General features: G+C 73.8%; 5 protein-coding genes. 1 reads left to right on the top strand and 4 read right to left on the bottom strand.

The genetic code is table 11. The features are described 5' to 3' along the window. Positions 1 to 88: 88 nt before the first annotated feature. Complete coding sequence (locus AB0D46_RS02865) at positions 89 to 2,623, top strand: cation-translocating P-type ATPase (protein WP_362875443.1); 2,535 nt, start codon at positions 89 to 91, stop codon at positions 2,621 to 2,623. On the opposite strand, the gene AB0D46_RS02870 is transcribed toward AB0D46_RS02865, so the two are convergent. From AB0D46_RS02870 to AB0D46_RS02885, 4 genes are read right to left on the bottom strand one after another with little or no spacing between them, the layout of a single operon-like run. Beyond that, the gene (locus AB0D46_RS02870; RefSeq protein WP_362875444.1) at positions 2,506 to 3,399 is read right to left on the bottom strand and encodes a phosphotransferase; all 894 of its coding nucleotides are present in this window, start codon (positions 3,397 to 3,399) and stop codon (positions 2,506 to 2,508) included. The two genes, AB0D46_RS02865 and AB0D46_RS02870, sit on opposite strands and share 118 nt — an antisense overlap. Before the next feature lie 10 nt (positions 3,400 to 3,409). Then, positions 3,410 to 4,237, bottom strand: coding sequence for an alpha/beta fold hydrolase (locus AB0D46_RS02875; protein ID WP_362875445.1), 828 nt, complete (start codon positions 4,235 to 4,237; stop codon positions 3,410 to 3,412). 4 nt (positions 4,238 to 4,241) lie between these two features. Then, positions 4,242 to 11,432, bottom strand: a complete 7,191-nt coding sequence (locus tag AB0D46_RS02880; RefSeq protein ID WP_362875446.1) for an amino acid adenylation domain-containing protein — start codon at positions 11,430 to 11,432, stop codon at positions 4,242 to 4,244. Beyond that, the gene (locus AB0D46_RS02885; protein ID WP_362875476.1) at positions 11,432 to 21,379 is read right to left on the bottom strand and encodes an amino acid adenylation domain-containing protein; all 9,948 of its coding nucleotides are present in this window, start codon (positions 21,377 to 21,379) and stop codon (positions 11,432 to 11,434) included. Before AB0D46_RS02885 ends, AB0D46_RS02880 begins: the two co-directional genes overlap by 1 nt. Between the last annotated feature and the right edge of the window lie 21 nt (positions 21,380 to 21,400).

Raw genomic sequence — 21,400 nt, forward strand, 5'->3', positions numbered from 1 at the left:
CAGGGGACTCATGAGCGGACGACGCGGGAGCGCTGCCGGGCAAGGTTCCCGCCGGTCCGGGCCGTCGTCGTTATCCGACCCGCGCGCGGTGCGCGCGGTGGTACGGGCCCACCTGCGCACCCCCGCCGGTGCGCTCTGCGGCCTGCTGTGCCTGGCCGTCATGGTCACCGGCCCCGTTCAGGACGCGGTGTTCGTCGTCGTCACCTTGGCCGCCACGGCCCTCGGCGTGTTCCAGGGGGTGCGGGCCCGGCGGACCACGGACCGGCTCGCCGTCCTGGCGGAGGACCGGCCGGTGGTGCGGCGCGCCGGGAAACCGGTGTCGGTCGGCGTCCGGGACCTGGTCGTGGACGACGTCGTCGAGGTCGGGCCGGGGGACCGGATCCTGGTGGACGGGTCGATCGTCGGTGCGGCGGATCTGGAGATCGACGAGCACGCGGTACCGGGCGAGGCCGACCCGGTGGTCAAGCAGCGGGGCGACGCCGTCCGGTCGGGCGCCCTCGTCCTCGCCGGCACCGGGGCGTACGCCGTCACCGACGCGGGGGCCCGCGCCGCCCGGGCCGGCGCCGGTGACGGGGGCCGGCCCGGCGACCCTCCCCCGGATCCCGCGGACTCCGTGCTCGACCGGAGCCTGCGCCGGCAGCTCGCGCAGACCCGGTACCTGGTCGTGCCGGCGGCGCTCGTCGCGGTCGTGGGCCAGTGGGTGGTCGGCCGGAGCGACCCGGGGGAAGCCGTCCGCCAGATGGTCAGCGCACTGCTGCCGATGCTTCCGGGAGGCCTGGTGCTGTTCACGTCGATGGCCCGTTCCGCGGCGGTCGTGCGCCTGGGGCGCCGCCGGTGCCTGGTGCGCGGGGCGTCCGGGATCGAGGGGATCGGGCGGGTGGACACCGTCGTCCTGGGCGCCGACACCCCTGCCGTGCGGGCCGAGCGGGAGGTCGCGGCGGTGCACGTCCTGGACGAGGGGGCGCCCGTCGCCGCCGTGCTGGGGCTCCTGAGCCGTACGGGGAACACCGCCGATCCGACGCTGCGGGCCGTCGCCGCCCGCTTCCCGCCGCCCGGGCCCGACGCCGCTCCCGCCGTCGCGGGGCGGACCTGCGGACCGTTTCCGCACCCCGGGTGGAGCGGTGTGAGCGTCACCGGCGGCGAGGGGGGTGACGCCGGCCCGCGGACGTGGCTGCTCGGCGCGCCCGACGCGCTGCTGCCCGGTTGGCACTCGCTGCGCGTCGTCGCCGACGCGTACGGGGCCAAGGGGCTGGACGTCCTGGTCCTGGCCCGGTCCGGGGCGGGCCTCGCCGCCCTCCTCGCCGACCCGGACGCGGTGCCCGACAGCGCGGAACCCGTCGCGCTGGTGGCCGTCGCGCCACGGGCCGCCCCGGAGACCGCCGAGGCCGGGCGCCGCCTGGCGGGGCAGGGCGTCACCTTGCGGACGCTGCCCGAAGCGCTCCTGCCCGGAGCGCTCCTGGCGGCAGCGCCGCTGCCCGGAGCCTTCCCGTCCGGAGCGCCGCCGCTCGGAGCGCCTCGGTCCGCGCGGCCGCCGGCCCAACCGGCCGAGCCCGACCACCCGCTGCCCGAACGTCCCCTGCCCGAACGGTGCGTGACCGACCCGCCGGCCGCCGTCCCCTCGCGCCCCGGCCGCGGGCCCGAGTTCGTCGCCGGGCTCCGGGCGCGCGGTCACCGCGTCGCCGTGGTCGGGCACGGCGTCGACGACCTCCCGGTGCTGCGGCAGGCCGACACCGCCGTTTCCTCGGGAGCCGGTACGGCCGCCGCCCGCGGGACGGCGGCCCTCGTGCTGCTCGGGCCGGCGTTGCCGGCGCTGCCCGCCGTCGTCGCCGAGGGCCGGCGACTCATCGGCGGCGTCGAACGGATCGCCGTCCTCTTCCTGACCAAGGCGGTGTACGGGGCGCTGCTGACCCTCGCCGTCGTCGCCGGCGGGATCCCGTACCCGTTCCTGCCGCGACAGCACGCCCTGGTCGCCTCCCTCGTCGTGCTCCTCCCGGCGTTGTTCCTGGTGTTCGTCCGGGGGCGGGGCACGGACCAACTGGCCACGCCCTTCGCCGGCCGGGGGCTGCGCTTCGCGGTGCCCGCGGGCGCCCTGATCGCGGCGGCGACCTGCGCCGCGTACGGGGCGGCGGGGCCGGTGCGCGGCGGGGACACGGGTCCGGCGGCCGCCGCCGGGCTGCTCGGCCTCTTCCTGGTCGGCCTGTGGGTGCTGGCCCTGTTGCTGCGGCCCTTCGGGACGCGCGGGTTGCTGCTGGCAGCCGGCGCCGGCCTGGTGTTCCTGGCCGTGCTGCTGGTGGCGCCGCTGCGGGACTTCTTCCGGATCGCCCCCGCCGGCGCCGCGGCGACCTGGACGGCGGTGGGCTTCGCGGTGGTCGCCGGTCTCGGCCTGGAGGTGGTGTGGGCCGTCCTGCGCCACCGCCCGCCGGATCCGCCGGAGCCCGCGCACGCGCAGGGGCCGCCCGGTCGGCGGTCCGGGCGGCCCCTGCGCGTACGACCTGCCCGTCCCCGTCAGGGGGCGACGGCCCCGACCCGCTCGCGGACCAGGTCCCAGGCGGTGTCCAGCCGGGCGGCCCGGGCCCGCGACGCCCCGTCGGTGAAGCGGGAGTGGGCCCGCCGCTCGCGGTAGAGCAGCAGGGTCAGGTTCACCAGGAAACCGGCGACCTCCGCCGGGGGGACCCCGGGGCCGGCGGCCACCGCGTCGATCCGCTCCCGGGCCCCGAGCACCTCGCCCAGCAGCAGCCACAGTTGGGCCAGGTCGGCGCCGGGCAGGAACACGGCCGCGCTCGCCCAGTCGATCAGCGCGGGCCCGCCGGCGGTGCGCACCACGTTCGCGAGGACGAGGTCCCCGTGCCCGATCTCCCGCGGCGGCCCGGCCCGTTCCAGCAGCCGCGCCACGGCCGCCGCGTGCGCCGGGTCGAGGTCGCCGCGGGCCGTGACGCCGTCCAGCATCGGCCGGTAGTCGACCTGCCAGGACGCGGGCACGTCGGGGCGCCAGCCGCGCAGCCGCCGCACGGCGTCGAGCACCCCCGTCAGGTCGGCGTCGGGCACCGGTGCGGCCGGGAACCGCTCCGGTGCGACGACTCCGCCGGGCAGTCGTTCCAGTACCAGGACCGCGAGCTCCCGGTCGGAGGCGAAGCGGCGGGGGACCGCCACGGGCGGCGGTGACACGTCGAACAGGTCGTACGCCTCGATCTCGCGCAGGCTCTGCCGGCGCCACTCGGGCGTGCGCACCTTCGCGACCACCTCCGTACCGTCCAGTTCGCCGGAGACCACCAGCGAGGTGCGGCTGCGGTAGACGATCGAGGCCGGTCGGAGCGCGGGGCACACCTCCAGGACCAGGTCCAGGAGTTCCCGCTCGCCCTCGGCCAGGCCGGGCAGGGGGTGGGGGTTCGCCTTCAGCACGGTGTGCTCCTCACGTCCGCAGGAAGCCGATGAGGCTCTTGTTGACGGCTTCCGGTTGCTCCAGGTAGCCGTAGTGACCGCAGTCGGGCAGGACCTCGAACTCCGCTCCGGGGATCGCCTCGGCGACCTCCCGGCCGAGCCGGGGCGGTGAGATGAGGTCGTCCTCGAAGGCGATGACCCGGGTCGGGACCCGGATGTCCCGGTAGGCGGGACGCCGGTCCGAGCCCACGGTGATGCCCAGGTGGGCCCGGCTGCCGGGCCCGGAGGACCGGGTCAGTTCCAGCAGGTCGAGCCAGTCACGGGCCCGCTGCTCGTCGTCGAGGGTGGTCGGCGACAGCATCTGCATCGCCTCGATGACGGCCTCGTACGAGGCGGGCAGCCGTACGTCCGCGTCGTACAGCTCGATCTCGGCGCGGGACAGGGCGCTGCGGACCGCGTCGGCGCGTCCCCGGGTGGCCATCAGGACGAGACGGTCGACGAGTTCGGGGCGGGCCAGGGCGAGTTCCTGGGCGACGTACGCGCCCATCGAGGTGCCGACGACCTGGCAGGGGCCGAGCCGCAGTTCCTCGATGAGCGCGGCCGTGTCGGCGACGAGGTCGGCGAGGCCGAAGCCGCCCGCGCACTCGTCGCTGGGGGCGATGCCCCGGTTGTCGAAGGTGATGACGCGCAGTCCCGCGCGGACCAGGGCCGGCACCTGGTGCAGGTGCCAGGCGCGGCCCTTGCTGCCCGATCCCATGATGAGCAGGACGGCGGGCGCGGTGCGGCCGGCGTCCCCCGCCGCGGCGGGGTGGTCGTCGTAGTAGTGGAGCCGGATGCCGTTGACGTGTACGAGGGGCATGGCATCAGGCCGTTTCGTTCGGACGGGACATGGCGGTGTCTCCTTCGGTCGGCAGGAGCCGTTCGGTCAGGGCACGGGCGATCCGGGCGAGCGCGTCGTCGGACTGGACGAGCCCGAGGTGGTCCGAGTCGACGCCGACGCGGTCGATCCGGCCCGTGGCGTGGGGGTGCCACGACCGGGCGTCGCGGCGGGCCGCCTTGTCCGCGGACACCCGCTCCGCGGACACCACCAGCACGTCGCCGTCGAAGTGGCCGGGGACGTGGCCGCGCATCAGCCCCGCGTTGTTCATGAACACGTCTAGCACCGAACGCAGTTCGTCCGCTTCGAGCCGCCCCATCGGGTCGCCGGCGGCGAGCAGGAACTCCCGGTAGCGGGCCGCCGGGAAGGCGCCGCCCGCCAGTTCCTCCGGGGTCACGTCGAAGCCGGAGTCGCGCAGGTTGTGGGCGAACACCTCGGCCAGCGAGGGTTCCGCGCCGGCGGCCGGGCGCCGCGGGTAGGAGTCCAACAGGGTCAGCAGCTGCACTTCCTGGCCGCGCCGGCGCAGTTCGTCGGCCATGGCGAAGGCGACGTTCCCGCCGAGCGACCAGCCGAGCAGTCGGTACGGGCCCTCGGGCTGGACCTGTCGGATCAGGTCGGCGTATTCGGCGGCCATCTCCTCCAAGGTGGCGGGCAGGACGCCGTCACCGTCGAGCCCGGCGGCCTGGATCCCGTACAGCGGGATCTCGGCGGGCAGGTGGCGGACGAGACCCGAGTAGCACCAGCTCATCCCGGAACCCGGGTGGACGCAGAACACGGGACGTTCGGAGCCCGAGGCCCGCAGCGGCAGCAGGCGCTCCATCGGCTCCCGGGCCCCGCCGGCGGCGATCCGCGCCGCGAGGTCGGCGACGGACGGCGCGGCGAACAGGTCCCGCACGGTCATCACCACGTCCAGCTCGGCCCGGACCCGTTCCACGAGCCGGACCGCCAGCAGGGAGTGCCCGCCCAGGTCGAAGAAACCGTCGTCGGGGCCGACCAGTTCCCGTTCCAGCACTTCGGCGAACAGCCGGCACAGGGCCTCCTCGCGCGGGGTGCGCGGGGCCCTGCCGCTCGACGCGTGGTGGGCGGGCACGGGCAGGGCGCGCCGGTCGAGTTTGCCGTTCGAGGTGAGCGGCAGCGCGGCCAGGACGGTGACCGCCGCGGGCACCATGTACTCGGGCAGCAGCTCCCGCAGCCGCCGGCGCAACTCGGCCGGGTCGGCGGCGAAGCCCCGCTCGGGGACCGCGTAGCCGACGAGCCGGCGCTCGCCGGGGGTGTCCTCGCGGACCAGCACCGCGGCCTGGGCGATGCCGGGCAGGCGGGTCATGGCCACTTCGATCTCGGCGGGCTCGATGCGCATGCCGCGCAGCTTGACCTGGGTGTCGGTGCGACCCAGGTACTCCAGCTGGCCGTCCCGGTTCCAGCGGACCAGGTCCCCGGTGCGGTACATGCGGCTGCCGGGCGGCCCGTACGGGTTCGCGACGAACCGTTCGCCGGTCAGGGCGGACCGGCCGAGGTAGCCGCGGGCGAGGCCGGGGCCGCTCACGTACAGCTCGGCGGGGACGCCGGGCGCCACGGGCTGGAGGGCTTCGTCCAGGGCGTGGACCGAGGTGTCGGCCACCGGGCCGCCGATCGGCGGGGTGAGCGCGGCGGTCAGCGGGCCGCTCATCGTGGCGCAGACGGTGGCTTCGGACGGGCCGTACGAGTTGAGCATCAGCCGGCCCGCGGACCAGCGCCGGACCAGCTCGGGCGGGCAGCTCTCGGCGGCCACGACCAGGGTCATCCCGGCGGGCAGGGCCCCTTCGGGGATCAGCTGGAGGATGGCCGGCGGGATAGCGGCGTGGGTGACGGATTCGCGGACCGCCAGCTCCGCCAGCTCGCGCCCGGGAACGGTCTCCGGGGGTGCGATGACCAGCGTCGATCCGGTCAGCAGCCCCATGGACAGTTCCCAGACGGCGCCGTCGAAGGCGGGGGACAGGTGGTGCAGGACCCGGCTGCCGGGGACGACCCCGGCGTACGAGGTGAAGATGTCCACCAGGCCCGGCAGGCCCGCGTGGGTGACGGTGACCCCCTTGGGGCGGCCGGTCGTGCCCGAGGTGTAGATGACGTAGGCCGGGTGGAGGGGGCTGAGCGGGGCCGTCCGGTCGGCGTCGACCGGGTCGGCGGCGGCCCGGGCCGCGAGCAGGTCGGCCGTCGCGGGGTCGTCCAGTACCAGGCGGGGCACGTCGGTGGCGGGCAGCGCGGCGCCCGTGGCACCGGCCGTCACGAGGACGACGGGGGCCGCGTCCTGGAGGGTGCCGGTGATCCGCTCCGCGGGGTGCCCCGGGTCGAGGGGCAGGAAGGCGGCGCCGGCCTTGGCGGTGGCCAGCACGGCCACGGCCAGTTCGGTGGAGCGCGGCAGCGCCAGGGCGACGAGGCGTTCGGGACCGGCCCCGTACGAGATCAGCAGCCGGGCCAGCCGGTTGGCGCGCGCGTTGAGCTCCGCGTAGGTCAGTGACTCCGCGCGCAGGACGAGCGCCTCGGCGTCGGGGCGCCGGCGGACGTGCTCCTCGAAGAGCGCGGCGAAGTCGGTCGGGGCGAGGTTCTTCGCCGGTCCCGCCGCCTGTCGCAGGACCCGTCCGCGCTCCTCGGGGCCGAGGACGTCGATGCGGCTGAGCGGCTGGGCGGGGTTCGCCACCGCCTCGACCAGCACCCGGACGAACCGGTCGGCCAGTGCCTGCGCCGTCGAGCGGTCGAAGAGGTCGGTGCTGTAGTCGAGGACGCCGCCGATACCGGCCGGGGCGTTGTCCGCGTCGCGGCGCTCCGACACCGAGAAGCCCAGGTCGACCTTGGCCGCGGTGGCCGTCCCGCCGGCCCGGGAGATCGTCAGCCCGCCCGGCAGGGTCGGAGCGCCCTGCGCCTCGGGTCCGCGCGGACCGGTGTTCTGCAGGGAGAGGACCACCTGGAAGAGGGGGTGGTGGGAGAGGGTGCGGGTGGGGTTGAGGGCTTCCACGAGGCGTTCGAAGGGGAGGTCTTGGTGGGCGTAGGCGGTGAGGTCGGTTTCGCGTATGCGGGTGAGGAGTTCGCGGAAGGTGGGGTTTCCGCTGGTGTTGGTGCGGAGGACGAGGGTGTTGACGAAGAAGCCGATGAGGTGGTCGGTGGCGTCGTCGGTGCGGCCGGCGATGGGGGTGCCGATGGGAATGTCGGTGCCGGCGCCGAGTCGGGTGAGGAGGGTGGTGAGGGCGGTTTGGAGGACCATGTAGGGGGTGGTGTGGGTGGTGCGGGCGAGTTCGGTGAGTTGTTGGTGGGTGGTGGTGGGGATGGTGAAGGTGATGCGGTCGCCCGCGTGGCTTGCGGTGGGGGGTCGGGGTCGGTCGGTGGGGAGGTCGAGTTGTTCGGGGAGGTCGTGGAGGGTGTTTTTCCAGTGGGTGAGTTGTTGGCCGGCGGTGGTGGTGGGGTCGGTGTCGTTGCCGAGGAGGGTGCGTTGCCAGAGGGCGTAGTCGGCGTATTGGACGGGGAGCGGTTCCCAGTGGGGGGCTGAGTTGTTGGTGGTGCGGGTGGTGTAGGCGGTGGTGAGGTCGTGGGCGAGGGGGGTGCGGGACCAGGCGTCGCCGGCGATGTGGTGGATGAGGAGCAGGAGTACGTGTTCCTCGTCGGTGATGCGGAAGAGCGAGGCCCGGATCGGGATCTCGGACGTCAGGTCGAATGCGTGCCGGGCCGCCGCCGCGCAGTCCCGTTCGTGGTCCGCCTCCGTCGTGTCGGCCCGTACGAGGTCGAGTCGGGCCCTCCGCGGGTCGAGCACCACCTGACGCGCGCCGTGCTCGTCCTCGGCGTACACGGTGCGCAGGATCTCGTGCCGGCCGACGAGGTCGTTGACGGCCGCTTCGAGGGCGTCCGCGTCGAGCGGGCCGGTCAGTCGGAGCGTGGTCGGGATGTTGTAGGTCGGGCTGGGGCCTTCGAGCTGGTGCAGGAACCACAGGCGCTGCTGCGCGTACGACAGCGGGATGCGCTCCGGCCGCGGCTGGGGCGTGAGCGGCGTCCGGGCGTCGGTCGCCCGGTCGAGGGCGGTGGCGAGGCCGGCGATGGTGGGGGTCTCGAAGAGCTGCCGGATGGAGAGTTCGGCGCCGAGGGTGGTGCGGATGCGGCTGACCAGGCGGGTGGCGAGCAGGGAGTGCCCGCCGAGGTCGAAGAAGCTGTCGTCGATCGTCAGGTGCGGCAGGGACAGGATCTCCGCGTACAGGGATACGAGGATTTCCTCGCGGGGGCTGCGGGGTGCGCGGCCCGCGGCCCGCGCCGCGTAGCTGGGTTCGGGCAGGGCCCTGCGGTCGAGCTTGCCGTTCGGGGACAGCGGGAACGCGTCGAGGGCGACGAGCGCGGAGGGGAGCATGTAGTCGGGCAGCCGCTCGGCGAGCCCGGCGCGGGCGGCGTCCTCGTTCCACAGCGCGCGGTCGGGCACCACGTACGCGACCAGCCGCTGGTCGCCGGGACGGTCCTCGCGGAGCCGGACGGTGGCCTGGAGCACGCCGGGCTGGGCGGCGACGGCGGACTCGATCTCGCCCAGCTCGATGCGGAACCCGCGCAGTTTGACCTGGTCGTCCGCGCGGCCGACGAAGACGAGCTGCCCGTCGTCGTTCCAGCGGGCCACGTCCCCCGTGCGGTACATGCGGCTGCCCGGCCCCCCGAAGGGGTTGGCGGTGAACCGCTCGGACGTCAGCCCGCCGCGGCCCAGGTACCCGCGGGCGAGCTGCGCCCCCGCCAGGTACACCTCGCCGTCGGCGCCCGGGCCCACCGGGCGCAGCCCGGCGTCCAGGACGTACAGCCGGACCCCGTGGTGCGGGGTGCCGATCGGTACCGGGCCGGCCGGTACCTCGGTACCGGGCCGGATCCAGTGCTCCAGGCAGTGGCCGGTGGCCTCGGTCGGGCCGTAGACGTTCACCAGGGTCACCTCGGGCTTCGACGCGCGCCACGGCGAGAGGTGTTCGCCGAGGAGCTGTTCGCCGCCGAGGGTGAGGAGCCCGGACGGGGACACGGACTCCGGCATGGTCGCGAGGAGCGCCAGGTGCGAGGGGGTGCCCTTCATGAACGTGGCCTGCTGGAAGTCCGGTTCGGCGACGGCGGTCTCGGCCAGGCTCTCCAGGTCCGACAGCCGGACGCAGCCGCCGCTGATCAGCGGGGCGTGCAGCGAGCCGACGCTCTGGTCGAAGGAGGCCGAGGCCTGCATCACCGACAGGCCCGACACGTCGGGCGCCTGGGTTTCCCGGCAGTGCCTGACGAACGCCGACAGGGCCCGGTGCTCGACGAGGACGCCCTTGGGGCGGCCGGTGGAGCCCGAGGTGTAGATGACGTACGCCGGGTGGTGCGGGCCGAGCGGCGCGGCGCGTTCCGGGTCGCGCAGGTCGGCGGCGGAGTGCTCCCGCAGCGTGCCGGGCAGCATCGGGTCGTCCATGACGAACGTCAGCGGGGCGCCGCTGTCGAGGCCCAGCCGGGCGTCGACCTCGGCGGTGGTGAGCACGAGCACCGGATCGGAGTCCTCGATCATGTGCCGGATCCGGTCGGCCGGGTACGCCGGGTCGACGGGCACGTAGGCGCCACCGGCCTTGAGGACGGCGAGCATGCCGACGACGAGGTCCATGCAGCGCGGCGCGGCGATCGCGACGAGGCGTTCCGGGCCGACGCCGAGCTGGACCAGGCGGCGCGCCAGCCGGTTGGCGCGCGCGTTGAGGTCGGCGTACGAGAGGGTGTCGTCGGGCGCGATCAGGGCCGGGTCGTGCGGGGTGCGCGCCACCTGCTCCTCGAACAGGTCGGTGAACAGTTCCGGGGCCCGCTCGTAGTCGGAGCCGCTCCACCGCTCCAGCACGGTGGCCCGCACGGCGGGGTCCAGCAGGGGGACGGCGCCCACCGGGACCTGCGGCTGCTCGACCATGGCCCGCAGGGCGCGCCGGAACACGGCGATCACCTCGTCGACCCGTTCGGCGGTGAACAGGTGCGGCAGGTAGCCGAGGGAGAACCGGAGCATGTTGTCCCGGGGCAGCGCCAGCAGGCCCAGCGGGTAGTGCATCTGGTCCTTGGAGTGGATCTTCAGGACGGTGGGCAGGTCGGTGGCGGTGTCCGTGCCCGGCGGCCGGCCGCGACTGGAGTTCAGCGGGTAGTTCTCGAAGACCATCGCGGTGTCGAACAGCTCGCCGGAGCCCGCCCAGCGCTGGATGTCGGCGAGGCCCACCCACTGGTGGTCGATCAGTCGGGCCTGCTCGCGCTGCACCCGGCGCAGCAGGTCCGCGAGGGGCTCCGCCGGGCGCAGTCGCACGCGCAGCGGCAGCGTGTTCATGAACAGGCCGACCATCGTGTCGATGCCGGGCAGCTCCGGCGGCCTGCCGCTGACCGTCACGCCGAACACCACGTCGTCCCGGCCCGTCAGATGGGCCAGGGCCAGGCCCCACGCGCTTTGGATCGCGGTGTTCACGGTGACCCCGGTGGAGCGGGCGAACCGGGTCAGCGCGGCGGTGAACGCCTCGTCCTCCACGAAGTGGATCCGCTGCGGGGCGGCCGTGAGCGCCCCCCGCTCCGGCGCCACGATGCTCGGGGTGTCGAACCCTTCGAAGGCCTCCGTCCAGGCGGCCTCGGCCGCGTCCCGGTCGCGGGCGTCCAGCCAGGTGAGGTACTCGCGGTAGGGGCGGACCCGCGGCAGCGCCGTGACGTCACCGTGCACCGTGTACAGGGTGAGCAGTTCGCGCAGCAGCACCGGCATCGACCAGCCGTCGAGCAGGATGTGGTGGTTCGTCATCACCAGTCGGTGGCGGCCGCCGCCCAACCCGATCAGCGTGAACCGGATCAGCGGCGGCTTGCCCAGGTCGAACCGGGTCCAGCGGTCCTCGTCGGCGAGGGCCTCCGCCGCCGCCTCCCGCCGGTCGGCCGGCAGCGCGCTCAGGTCCTCCTCCCGCCACGGCACGACCACCTCGCGGGGGATCAGCTGCACCGGCCGCTTGAGCCCCTCGTGCCGGAACGCGGCGCGCAGGTTCGAGTGCCGCCTCAGCATCGCCGTGGTGGCGCCGCGCAGCCGCTGCGCGTCGACGCGGCCTTCGAGCTCGATGAACACCTGGACGTTGTAGGCGTCCAGCTCATCGGCGTCGAAGAGGTTGTGGAACAGCATTCCCTCCTGGAGCGGAGAGAGCGGAAGAATGTCTTCCAGACCTGACTTGGCCATCAGAGGGAACCCCATTCGCTTTCGAGCCGTGAGATGTCGTCCGCGCTGAGCGAGGTGAGGGACACGTCCGAGGGCGTCAGGCCACTGGCCTCCGGCCGACCCGCGTGCTCCACCAGCGCCTTCAGCGCCCTGAACCAGCCTTCGCCGAGCCCGCGGACCGCGTCCTCGGTGAGCAGGCCCGCCGCGTACGTCCACACGCTGTGCAGCCGCGGCCCGTGCTCGGTGTCGTGGGCGCCGGCGACCAGCTCCACCGGGTGGCCGAGCGCGGTGTCCGGGTGCTGCCCGGCCACCCCCCGGCCCACCACGCCCCACGCGGGCGCCGGCCCGCCCTCGCGGACCTCGCGGCCGCCGGTGAACCGCCCCAGGTAGTTGAACCCGTACTCGGGGGCGGGCAGGTCCGCCAGCGGCTCCGGGGTCCGGGGGTTGACGTACCGGAGCAGGCCGTAGCCCACCCCGTCGCCCGGCACCTCGCGCAGCTGCTCCTTGACCTGCTTCAGGGCGCGGCCCGCCGCCGGGCCGCCGTCCCACACCCGCGCCCAGTCCCCGCCGACCCGGGGGTCCAGCCGCACCGGGTGCATCGAGGTGAACCAGCCCGCAGTACGGGTGAGGTCGGCGCCGGCCGCCAAGTGCTCGTGCCGGCCGTGGCTTTCGAGGTCGACGACGACCGGCGCCCCCGGGTCCTCGCCCCGGGTGCGCCGCCAGTCGGCGACGGCCAGCGCGAACGCGGTCAGCAGCAGGTCGTTGATCTCCGCGTGGTAGACGCCCGGCACCCAGGTCAGCAGGGCCTCGGTGGTCTCCGCGTCCAGGTCCAGGGTGACCTGCCCCGCCCCGGCGTGCGTGTCCCGGACCGGGTCGAGGGTGAGGGCGGCGGTGTGGTCGAGGGTACGGAGCCAGTGGTCGGTCTCCGCCTCCGTGGCGGGCCGGGCCGCGAGGTCGCGCAGCGTCTCGGCCCACTGCCGCCAGCCGGTGCCGCCCTCGGCGAGCGGCCGGCCGTCGTGGGCGGCGGCCAGATCGGGTACGAGGAACCGCCAGCTCACGGCGTCGACCACCAGGTGGTGCGCGACCAGCACGAGCAGCCCGTCGGTCTCCGGCCCGCGATCGAGCCAGCAGGCCTCCAGCATCCGGCCCTGTTCGGGGTCGAGCCGGTCGCGGGCGGCGGCGGCCAACTCGGTGACCGTCGTCCGCAACCCGGCCCCGTCGAGGCCGGGGGCGCGGTGCCGGGTGAGCAGGGCCTCCACGGTCGGAACCCCCGGCTCCGGGATGGCCATCGTCCAGTCCGGGGCCACCCGCAGGCGCAGGGCGTCGTGGTGGTCGAGCAGCGTCCGCAGGGCGCCCCGCAGCCGGTCCTCGTTCAGCCCGGCGGGCACCGCCACCACCACCGACTGGTTGAACGGGGCGACCGGACCGCCGAGTTCCCGCAGCCAGCCCATGATCGGCGTCGGCGGGACCGGACCGGTCGGCCCGAACACCTCGGCGTCCGAGCCCTGCGGCCGATCCCCGTCCGCCCGGGCCAGGGACTCGGCGAGCAGGGCGACGCTCTGGTGCTCGAACACGTCCCGGACGGAGATCGTCAGACCCTGCCCGCGGGCCCGGCTGACGAGCTGGATGGACAGGATGCTGTCGCCGCCCAGGTCGAAGAAGCCGTCGTCGACGCCGACGGACTCCAACCCGAGGGCCTCGGCGAACAGCCGGCACAGCAGCTCCTCGACCGGACCGTCCGCCGCCCGGCCGGTGGAGCGCTGCCCGTAGTCGGGCGCGGGCAGCGCCTTGCGGTCCAGCTTCCCGTTGCCCGTCAGCGGCAGCACGTCCAGCGCGACGAACGCCGACGGCACCATGTAGTCCGGCAGCGCGTCCCGTACGAAGGCCCGCAGCTCCTCCGCGTCCACGAGCCCACCGGCGCCCTCCGCGGCCACCAGGTAGGCCACCAGACGCCGGTCGCCCGGCCGGTCCTCGCGGACCACCGCCACCGCCTCCGACACCCCGGGGTGCCGGGCCAGGGTGGACTCCACCTCGCCCAGCTCCACCCGGAACCCGCGGATCTTCACCTGGTCGTCGACCCGGCTGATGAACTCCAGGTCACCGCGCCGGTTCCAGCGGACGATGTCACCCGTGCGGTACATCCGCTCCCCGGGCCCCTCGAAGGGGTTCGCGACGAACCGGGAGGCACTGAGCCCCGGCCGCGCCAGGTAGCCGCGCGCCAGCTGCACCCCGGAGACGTACAGCTCCCCGGGCACGCCCGCCGGCACGGGCTGCAGGAACTGGTCCAGGACCAGCATCCGGGTGTTGGGGAACGGCCGGCCGATGGTGAGGACCCCGTCCTGAAGGTCCGCGGGGGAACCCACCCGCCAGGTCGTGCAGCCGACGATGGTCTCGGTCGGCCCGTACTCGTTGAGCACGGTCATCCCCGGGTGCGCCTCCAACGCCGTCCGCACCGCCCGGCCCGTCAGCGACTCGCCGCCCAGCACCAGGTCTCCCCGCGGCGCGTACACCCCGGGCAGTTCGGTGATCAACGGCAGGTGGCTCGGCGTCGCCTTCAGGAAGGTGATCTGCGGCAGGCCCTCGGGGACCTCGCCCGCCAGGTGCCGCTCGTGCAGCTCCTCCAGGTCCGCGAGGTGCACGCAGCCACCGCTGAGCAGCGGCGCGAACAGACCGGTCACCGTCAGGTCGAACGACAGCGGCGAATGCAACAGCGCGTGCCCGCCCACCCCCGGATACAACTCGGTCGACACCGCAAGGTAGTTGACCGCCGGCTGGTGTTCCACGACCACCCCCTTGGGGCGGCCCGTCGACCCGGACGTGTAGATGACGTACGCCGCGTGCCACGGCGACAGCCGACCCGTACGGTCCGCGTCACCCAGGTCGTGGGCGGCCTGCCCGGCGACCTCGGCGCGCACCTGCGGACCGTCCAGCTCCAGCCGGCGCAACCCGTCCGGGAACAACCCCTCGGGGAGCCGGCCCGCGGTCAGCACGCACACCGGACGGGCGTCGTCCACCATCACGGCGACCCGCTCCGGCGGCGCGGACGGATCGACGGGCAGGTACGCCGCGCCGCTCTTCAACACCGCGAGGACCGCCACCCCCAGGTCCACCGACGGCGGCAGGCACAGCGCCACGATCCGCTCCGGTCCGGCCCCCGACGCGACGAGCAGCCGGGCCAGCCGGTTGGCGCGGGCGTTCAGCTCCTCGTACGACAGGGTCGTCCCGTCCGCGGACAGCGCCGGACGCAGCGGCGTCCGCGCCACCTGCTCCTCGAACAACTCGGGAAGGGTCGCCTCCCGCTGGGGCCGGGCGGTGTCGTTCCACTCCTCCAACACCTGCCGGCGCTCGGCCGGATCCAGCAGACCGATCCCGCCGATCGGCAGGTCCGGATCCGCCGTCACCGAACCGAGCACGGCCAGCAGCCGCGAGATGATCGATTCGACGGTCTCCCGGTCGAACAGCTCCGTCCGGTACTCCAACGAACCCCGCATCCCCGCCGGCGCGCCGGACGCGTCGTGGCTCTCCCCGAGGGTGAGCGACAGGTCGAACTTCGCGACGCCCGTCCGGGCGGCCAGCCGCGTCGCGTCGCGCAGGACGTCACCACCCGCCGCGGAACCGCGACCGCGCGCCCCCTCGCGGACCGGGTCCGCCGTGTTGTTGAAGGTGATCATCACCTGGTAGAGCGGGTGGTGGGACAGGCTGCGCGTCGGATTGATCGCCTCCACCAACCGCTCGAACGGCACGTCCTGATGCGCGTAGGCGGCCAGATCGGCGCTACGGACCCGGTTCAACAGCTCCCGGAAGGTGGGGTTCCCGCTCGTGTCGGTCCGCAGGACCAACGTGTTGACGAAGAACCCGATGAGGTCCTCCGTCGCCTCGTCCGTACGCCCGGCCACCGCCGTGCCGATCGGGACGTCCTCACCGGCGCCCAGGCGGGTCAGCAACGTCGCGAACGCCGCCTGCGCCACCATGAAGGGGCTCGCGTGCGCCGCCCGGGCCAGCTCCGCCAGCCGGGCGTGCAACGCCGCCGGAACCGTGAACGGGATCCGGTCACCGCAGTAGCCGGCCGTCGCGGGACGCGGCCGGTCCGTGGGCAACTCCAACTGCTCCGGCAGACCGGCCAGCGCCTCCTTCCAGTAGGCCAGCTGGACGCCCGCCGTGCTGTCCGGGTCCGCCTCGTCACCGAGCAGCTCGTGCTGCCACAGCGCGTAGTCGGCGTACTGGACGGGCAGCGGCGCCCACCCGGGCGCGCCGCCCGCGCCGCGCGCCGCGTACGCCGCCGTCAGGTCGCGGGCCAGCGGAGCCATCGACCAGCCGTCACCGGCGATGTGGTGGATCAGCAACAGCAGCACGTGCTCCGTGTCCGACAGCCGGAACAGGCGCGCCAGGAACGGGATCCCACCGGTCAGGTCGAAGACGTGCCCGGTCGCCTCCGCCAGCCGCTCGTCCAGGTCCTCCGCCGTCACGTCCGTGACGTCCAGGGGGCGGTGGACCAGATCGGCGGGCAGCACGATCTGATGCGAACCCCGCTCGTCGTCCGCGAAGACGGTCCGCAGGCTCTCGTGCCGCGCGACCACGTCATCGACGGCCCGCTCCAGCGCCTCCCGGTCCAACGCGCCGGTCAACCGCAATGCGGTCGTCAGGTTGTACGTCGCCGACGGTCCCTCGAACTGCCGCAGGAACCACAGCCGTTGCTGCGACGGCGACAGCGGCACGCGCTCCGGCCGTGGCATCGCCACCAACGGAGCCCGCGCCCCGGACGCCGTGTCGAGCGCACCCGACAGCCCGGCCACCGTCGGCGTCTCGAAGAACTGCCGCACGGACAGCTCGACGCCCAACGCCGTCCTGATCCTGCTGACCAACCGGCTCGCGAGCAGCGAATGCCCGCCCAGGTCGAAGAAGCCGTCGTCGATGCCGACCCGCGTCCGACCCAGGACCTCGCAGAACAGCGAGCACAGGATCTCCTCGCGCGGATCGCGCGGCCCCCGCCCCACCGGCTCGGCCCCCCGGTCCGGCGCGGGCAGCGCCGCCCGGTCCAGCTTCCCGTTCGGCGTCAACGGCAGCCCGCCCAGGAACACCAGGGCCGTCGGCACCATGAACTCGGGCAACCCGCGCCGCAGATGATCCCGCAACGCCGCGGGGGTGGGCTCCGGGCCGTCCGCGACGACGTACCCGACCAGCCGCTGGTCACCCGGCCGGTCCTCACGGACCAGGACCGCGGCCTCCGCGACACCCGGGTGCCGCACCAGCTCCGACTCGACCTCACCCAACTCGATCCGGAACCCGCGCAGCTTCACCTGCTGGTCGACCCGGCTCAGATAGCGCAACGCACCGTCCCGCTCCCGCCGCACCAGGTCCCCGGTGCGGTACATCCGCGCGCCGGGCGGCCCGTACGGGTCCGCGGCGAACCGCTCGGACGTCAGCCCCGGACGCAGGTGGTAGCCCTGCGCCAGCTGCGCCCCCGCCAGGTACAGCTCGCCGGGCACCCCGACGGGCACCAGCCGCAGCGCCGCGTCCAGCACGTACGCCGACGTGTTGGCCAACGGCCGTCCGATGACCGGCCCGGCGGGACCCGGCCGCGACACCTCGGCCGCCGTCGCCCAGATCGTCGCCTCCGTGGGCCCGTACAGGTTGGTCACCGAACGCGCCCGCCCGCCCAACGTCCGCGCCAGCTCGGCCGGCAACGCCTCACCGCCCACCAGCACGTGCACCCCGGCCAGCTCGCCGCGGTCCGCGGCCACCAACCCCTGCCACAGACTGGGCGTCGCCTGGAGCAGCGTGATCCCCGAGTCGGCGACCGTCCGCAGCAGCGCCGCCGGATCCTTGGCCGTCTCCTCGTCCGCGAGGACCACCGCGGCACCGTGCAGCAGCGGCAGGAAGAGCTCCAGACCGGCGATGTCGAAGCCGACCGTCGTGACCGCCAACAGCCGGTCCCCGACGCCCGGCGCGAAGCGCCGCCCCACCGCGTCGAGGAACGCGTCCAGTGCCGCCCGGGGCACCACGACACCCTTGGGGCGGCCCGTGGACCCGGACGTGTAGATGGCGTACGCGGGATGCGCGCCGAGCACCCGCGTCCGCAGCTCGGCGTCCGCCAGATCGGTGCCCTCGTACGCCGCCACCTCCTCAGCCGACACCGGCTCGGTGACGGTGATCGCCGGCGCCGCGTCGTCGAGCATGTACGCGATGCGGTCCGCCGGATATCCCGGGTCGAGCGGCAGGTACGCGGCGCCCGACTTCAGCACCGCGAGCAACGTCACGACCAGGTCCGCGGAGCGCGGCAGCGCCACCGCCACGAACCGGCCCGGGGCCGCGCCCCGCGCGACGAGGTGCCGGGCCAGCCGGTTGGCGCGCGCGTTCAGCTCCGCGTACGAGAGGGTGACACCGGCGCACACCAGCGCCGGCGCCCGCGGGGTCAGCACGGCCTGCCGCTCGACCAGCCGGGACACCGACGCCTCGGGCGCCGGGCCGGCCGTCCCGCCCCACCCGCGGAGCGCCTGCCGCTCGCTCGGGCTGAGGATCTCCAACTGCCCGATCGTCCGCTGGGGGTGGGCCACCCCGGCACTGATCACCCGCACCAGCCGGTCCGCGATCCCCTGCACGGTCTCCCGGTCGAACAGGTCCGTGCTGTACGTGACGCTGCCCGACATGCCCTCGCAGCCACCGTCCGCACCGAACCGCTCGGCCAACGCGAACGACAGGTCGAAGCGCGCAGAAGCCCCCTCCGCCCCTTCCACCCGCGCACGAAGCCCGGCGAACCGCGGCACCTCCGAACGCGCCCGCGCACCCTCGGTGTTGTGCAACGTCAGCATCGTCTGGAAGAGGGGGTGGTGGGAGAGGGTGCGGGTGGGGTTGAGGGCTTCCACGAGGCGTTCGAAGGGGAGGTCTTGGTGGGCGTAGGCGGTGAGGTCGGTTTCGCGTATGCGGGTGAGGAGTTCGCGGAAGGTGGGGTTTCCGCTGGTGTTGGTGCGGAGGACGAGGGTGTTGACGAAGAAGCCGATGAGGTGGTCGGTGGCGTCGTCGGTGCGGCCGGCGATGGGGGTGCCGATGGGGATGTCGGTGCCGGCGCCGAGTCGGGTGAGGAGGGTGGTGAGGGCGGTTTGGAGGACCATGTAGGGGGTGGTGTGGGTGGTGCGGGCGAGTTCGGTGAGTTGTTGGTGGGTGGTGGTGGGGATGGTGAAGGTGATGCGGTCGCCGGCGTGGCTTGCGGTGGGGGGTCGGGGTCGGTCGGTGGGGAGGTCTAGTTGTTCGGGGAGGTCGTGGAGGGTGTTTTTCCAGTGGGTGAGTTGTTGGCCGGCGGTGGTGGTGGGGTCGTTGTCATTGCCGAGGAGTTGGCGTTGCCAGAGGGCGTAGTCGGCGTATTGGACGGGGAGCGGTTCCCAGTGGGGGGCTGAGTTGTTGGTGGTGCGGGTGGTGTAGGCGGTGGTGAGGTCGTGGGCGAGGGGGGTGCGGGACCAGGCGTCGCCGGCGATGTGGTGGATGAGGAGCAGGAGGACGTGTTCCTCGTCGGTGATGCGGAAGAGCGAGGCCCGGATCGGGATCTCGGACGTCAGGTCGAAGCCGCGACCGGTCGCTTCGGCGATCAGGGCGGAGACGTCGTCCGCGTCCGCCTCGCGGACCGTGAACGGCACGACGGCGTCACCGACGGGCCGGACGATCTGGTGCGGACCGTGCTCCTCGTCCTCGGCGAAGGTGGTGCGCAGGCTCTCGTGGCGGGCGACGAGGTCGTGGAGCGCCAGTTCGAGCGAATCGGTGTCGAGACGACCGGTCAGGCGCAGTGTGGTGGGGATGTTGTAGGCCGAGCTGTCGCCTTCGAGTTGGTGCAGGAACCAGAGGCGCTGTTGGGCGTAGGACAGCGGGATGTGGTCGGGGCGGGGTTGGGCGGTGAGGGGCGTACGGGCGTCGGTCGCCCGGTCGAGGGCGGTGGCGAGGGCGGCGATGGTGGGGGTCTCGAAGAGCTGCCGGATGGAGAGTTCGGCGCCGAGGGTGGTGCGGATGCGGCTGACCAGGCGGGTGGCGAGGAGTGAGTGCCCGCCGAGGTCGAAGAAGCTGTCGTCGATCGTCAGGTGCGGCAGGGACAGGATCTCCGCGTACAGGGATACGAGGATTTCCTCGCGGGGGCTGCGGGGTGCGCGGCCTGCGACGGAGCCCGTGTAGGTGGGTGCGGGGAGCGCCTGGCGGTCCAGCTTGCCGTTCGGGGTCAGGGGGAGCGCTTCGAGAGTGACGAAAGCGGAGGGAAGCATGTAGTCCGGCAGACGCTCGGCGAGCTGCTGCTTGAGGTGGTCGGCGCTGGGGGTGGCACCGTCCGTGGGGACGAAGTAGGCGACGAGTCGTTGGTCGCCGGGCTGGTCCTCGCGGAGGAGGACGGTGGCTTGGAGGATGCCGGGTTGTGTGGTGAGTGCGGCTTCGATTTCGCCGAGTTCGATGCGGTGGCCGCGGAGTTTGATTTGGTGGTCGGCGCGGCCGGTGAAGAGGAGTTGGCCGTCGTGGGTCCAGCGGGCGATGTCGCCGGTGCGGTACATGCGGCTGCCGGGTGGGCCGTAGGGGTTGGCGGTGAAGCGTTCGGCGGTCAACGTGCTGCGGTGGTGGTAGCCGCGGGCGAGTTGGTGGCCGGCGAGGTAGAGCTCGCCGTTGGTGCCGGGGGCTGCGGGTCGGAGGGCGCTGTCGAGGACGTAGGCGCGGGTGTTGGTGAACGGCCGGCCGATGGGGACGGGCCCGTCGGAAGCCCCGTCGGCGGGGATGCGGTATTCGGTGGCGTTGACGGTGTTCTCGGTGGGCCCGTAGGCGTTGATGACCCGGGTGTGGGGGTGGGCGTTCTGCCAGGTGGTGAGTTGATCGCTGTGAAGGGCTTCGCCGCCGAGGATCATGGTGTGGGTGGGGGACACGGTCGCCGGCAGGGTGTTGAGGATGGCGAGGTGGCTGGGTGTGGCCTTGATCAGTGTCGGTTGGTGGGTGCTGTTTTCGAGGCTGGTGAGGTGGACGGTTCCGCCGTTGGTCAATGGGGTCCACAGGGCGGTGACGGTGAGGTCGAAGGCCAGGGGTGAGTGCAGCAGGGTGGCGCCGCTGGTGGCCGGGTAGGCGGTGCGGGCTCGGTGGAGGTAGGTGGCCAGGGCGTGGTGTTCGATGATCACGCCCTTGGGGCGGCCGGTGGAGCCCGAGGTGTAGATCATGTAGGCCGCGTGGCGGGTGGACCACGGGGACCGGCGCTCCTCATCCGTGAGCGGGTCGTCCGCATACGTGGCAAGTACCTCGGCTGCGACGGGTTCCGTGAGGGTCAGTGCCGGTTCGGCGTCGGTGAGGATGTGGGTGATGCGGTCGGTCGGGTAGTCGGGGTCGACGGGCAGGTACGCGGCACCGGCTTTCAGCACGCCGAGCATGCTGACGATCGCGTCGGCCGTCTTCGGCAGGACCAGTGCCACGAACTGCTCGGGCCGCACGTTCCGGGCGATCAGGTGACGGGCGACCTGGTTGGTCCGACCGTCCAGCTCCCCGTACGTAAGGCTGTTGCCGTTCTCGTCCGTGACCGCGATCGCGTCCGGTGTCCGTGCGGCCTGGGCTGCGAAGAGGTCGTGCAGGGGAGTGTCCGCGTGGTCGGTGTCGTCGCCGTTCCATTCCACCAGGACCCGTTCGCGGTCCGCAGCGTCGAGGGTGTCGAGTCGGCCCACCGGCTGGTCGCCGTGCGTGGTCAGGGTTTCCAGGACGCGCAGGACCCGTTCGCCCAGGCCGTGGGCGTAGGTGGCGTCGAAGAGGTCGGGGCGGTGGTCGACGCGGAAGGACAGTTCGGTTCCGCGCATCGTCGCCACGACGTTCACCGCGAAGTGCGTGCCGCCCTTGATCTCGGCGGAGGTCACCCGCAGCCGTCCCGCGTCCGGATCGGGCCGGAGGTCGCCCTCGTCGACGGGGTAGTTCTGGAAGACCATGGCGGTGTCGAAGAGGTCGCTGTGGCCGGCCCAGCGTTGGATGTCGGCCAGTCCTGCCCACTGGTGGTCGAG

The sequence above is a fragment of the Streptomyces sp. NPDC048383 genome (assembly GCF_040651775.1).
GTDB lineage: Bacteria > Actinomycetota > Actinomycetes > Streptomycetales > Streptomycetaceae > Streptomyces.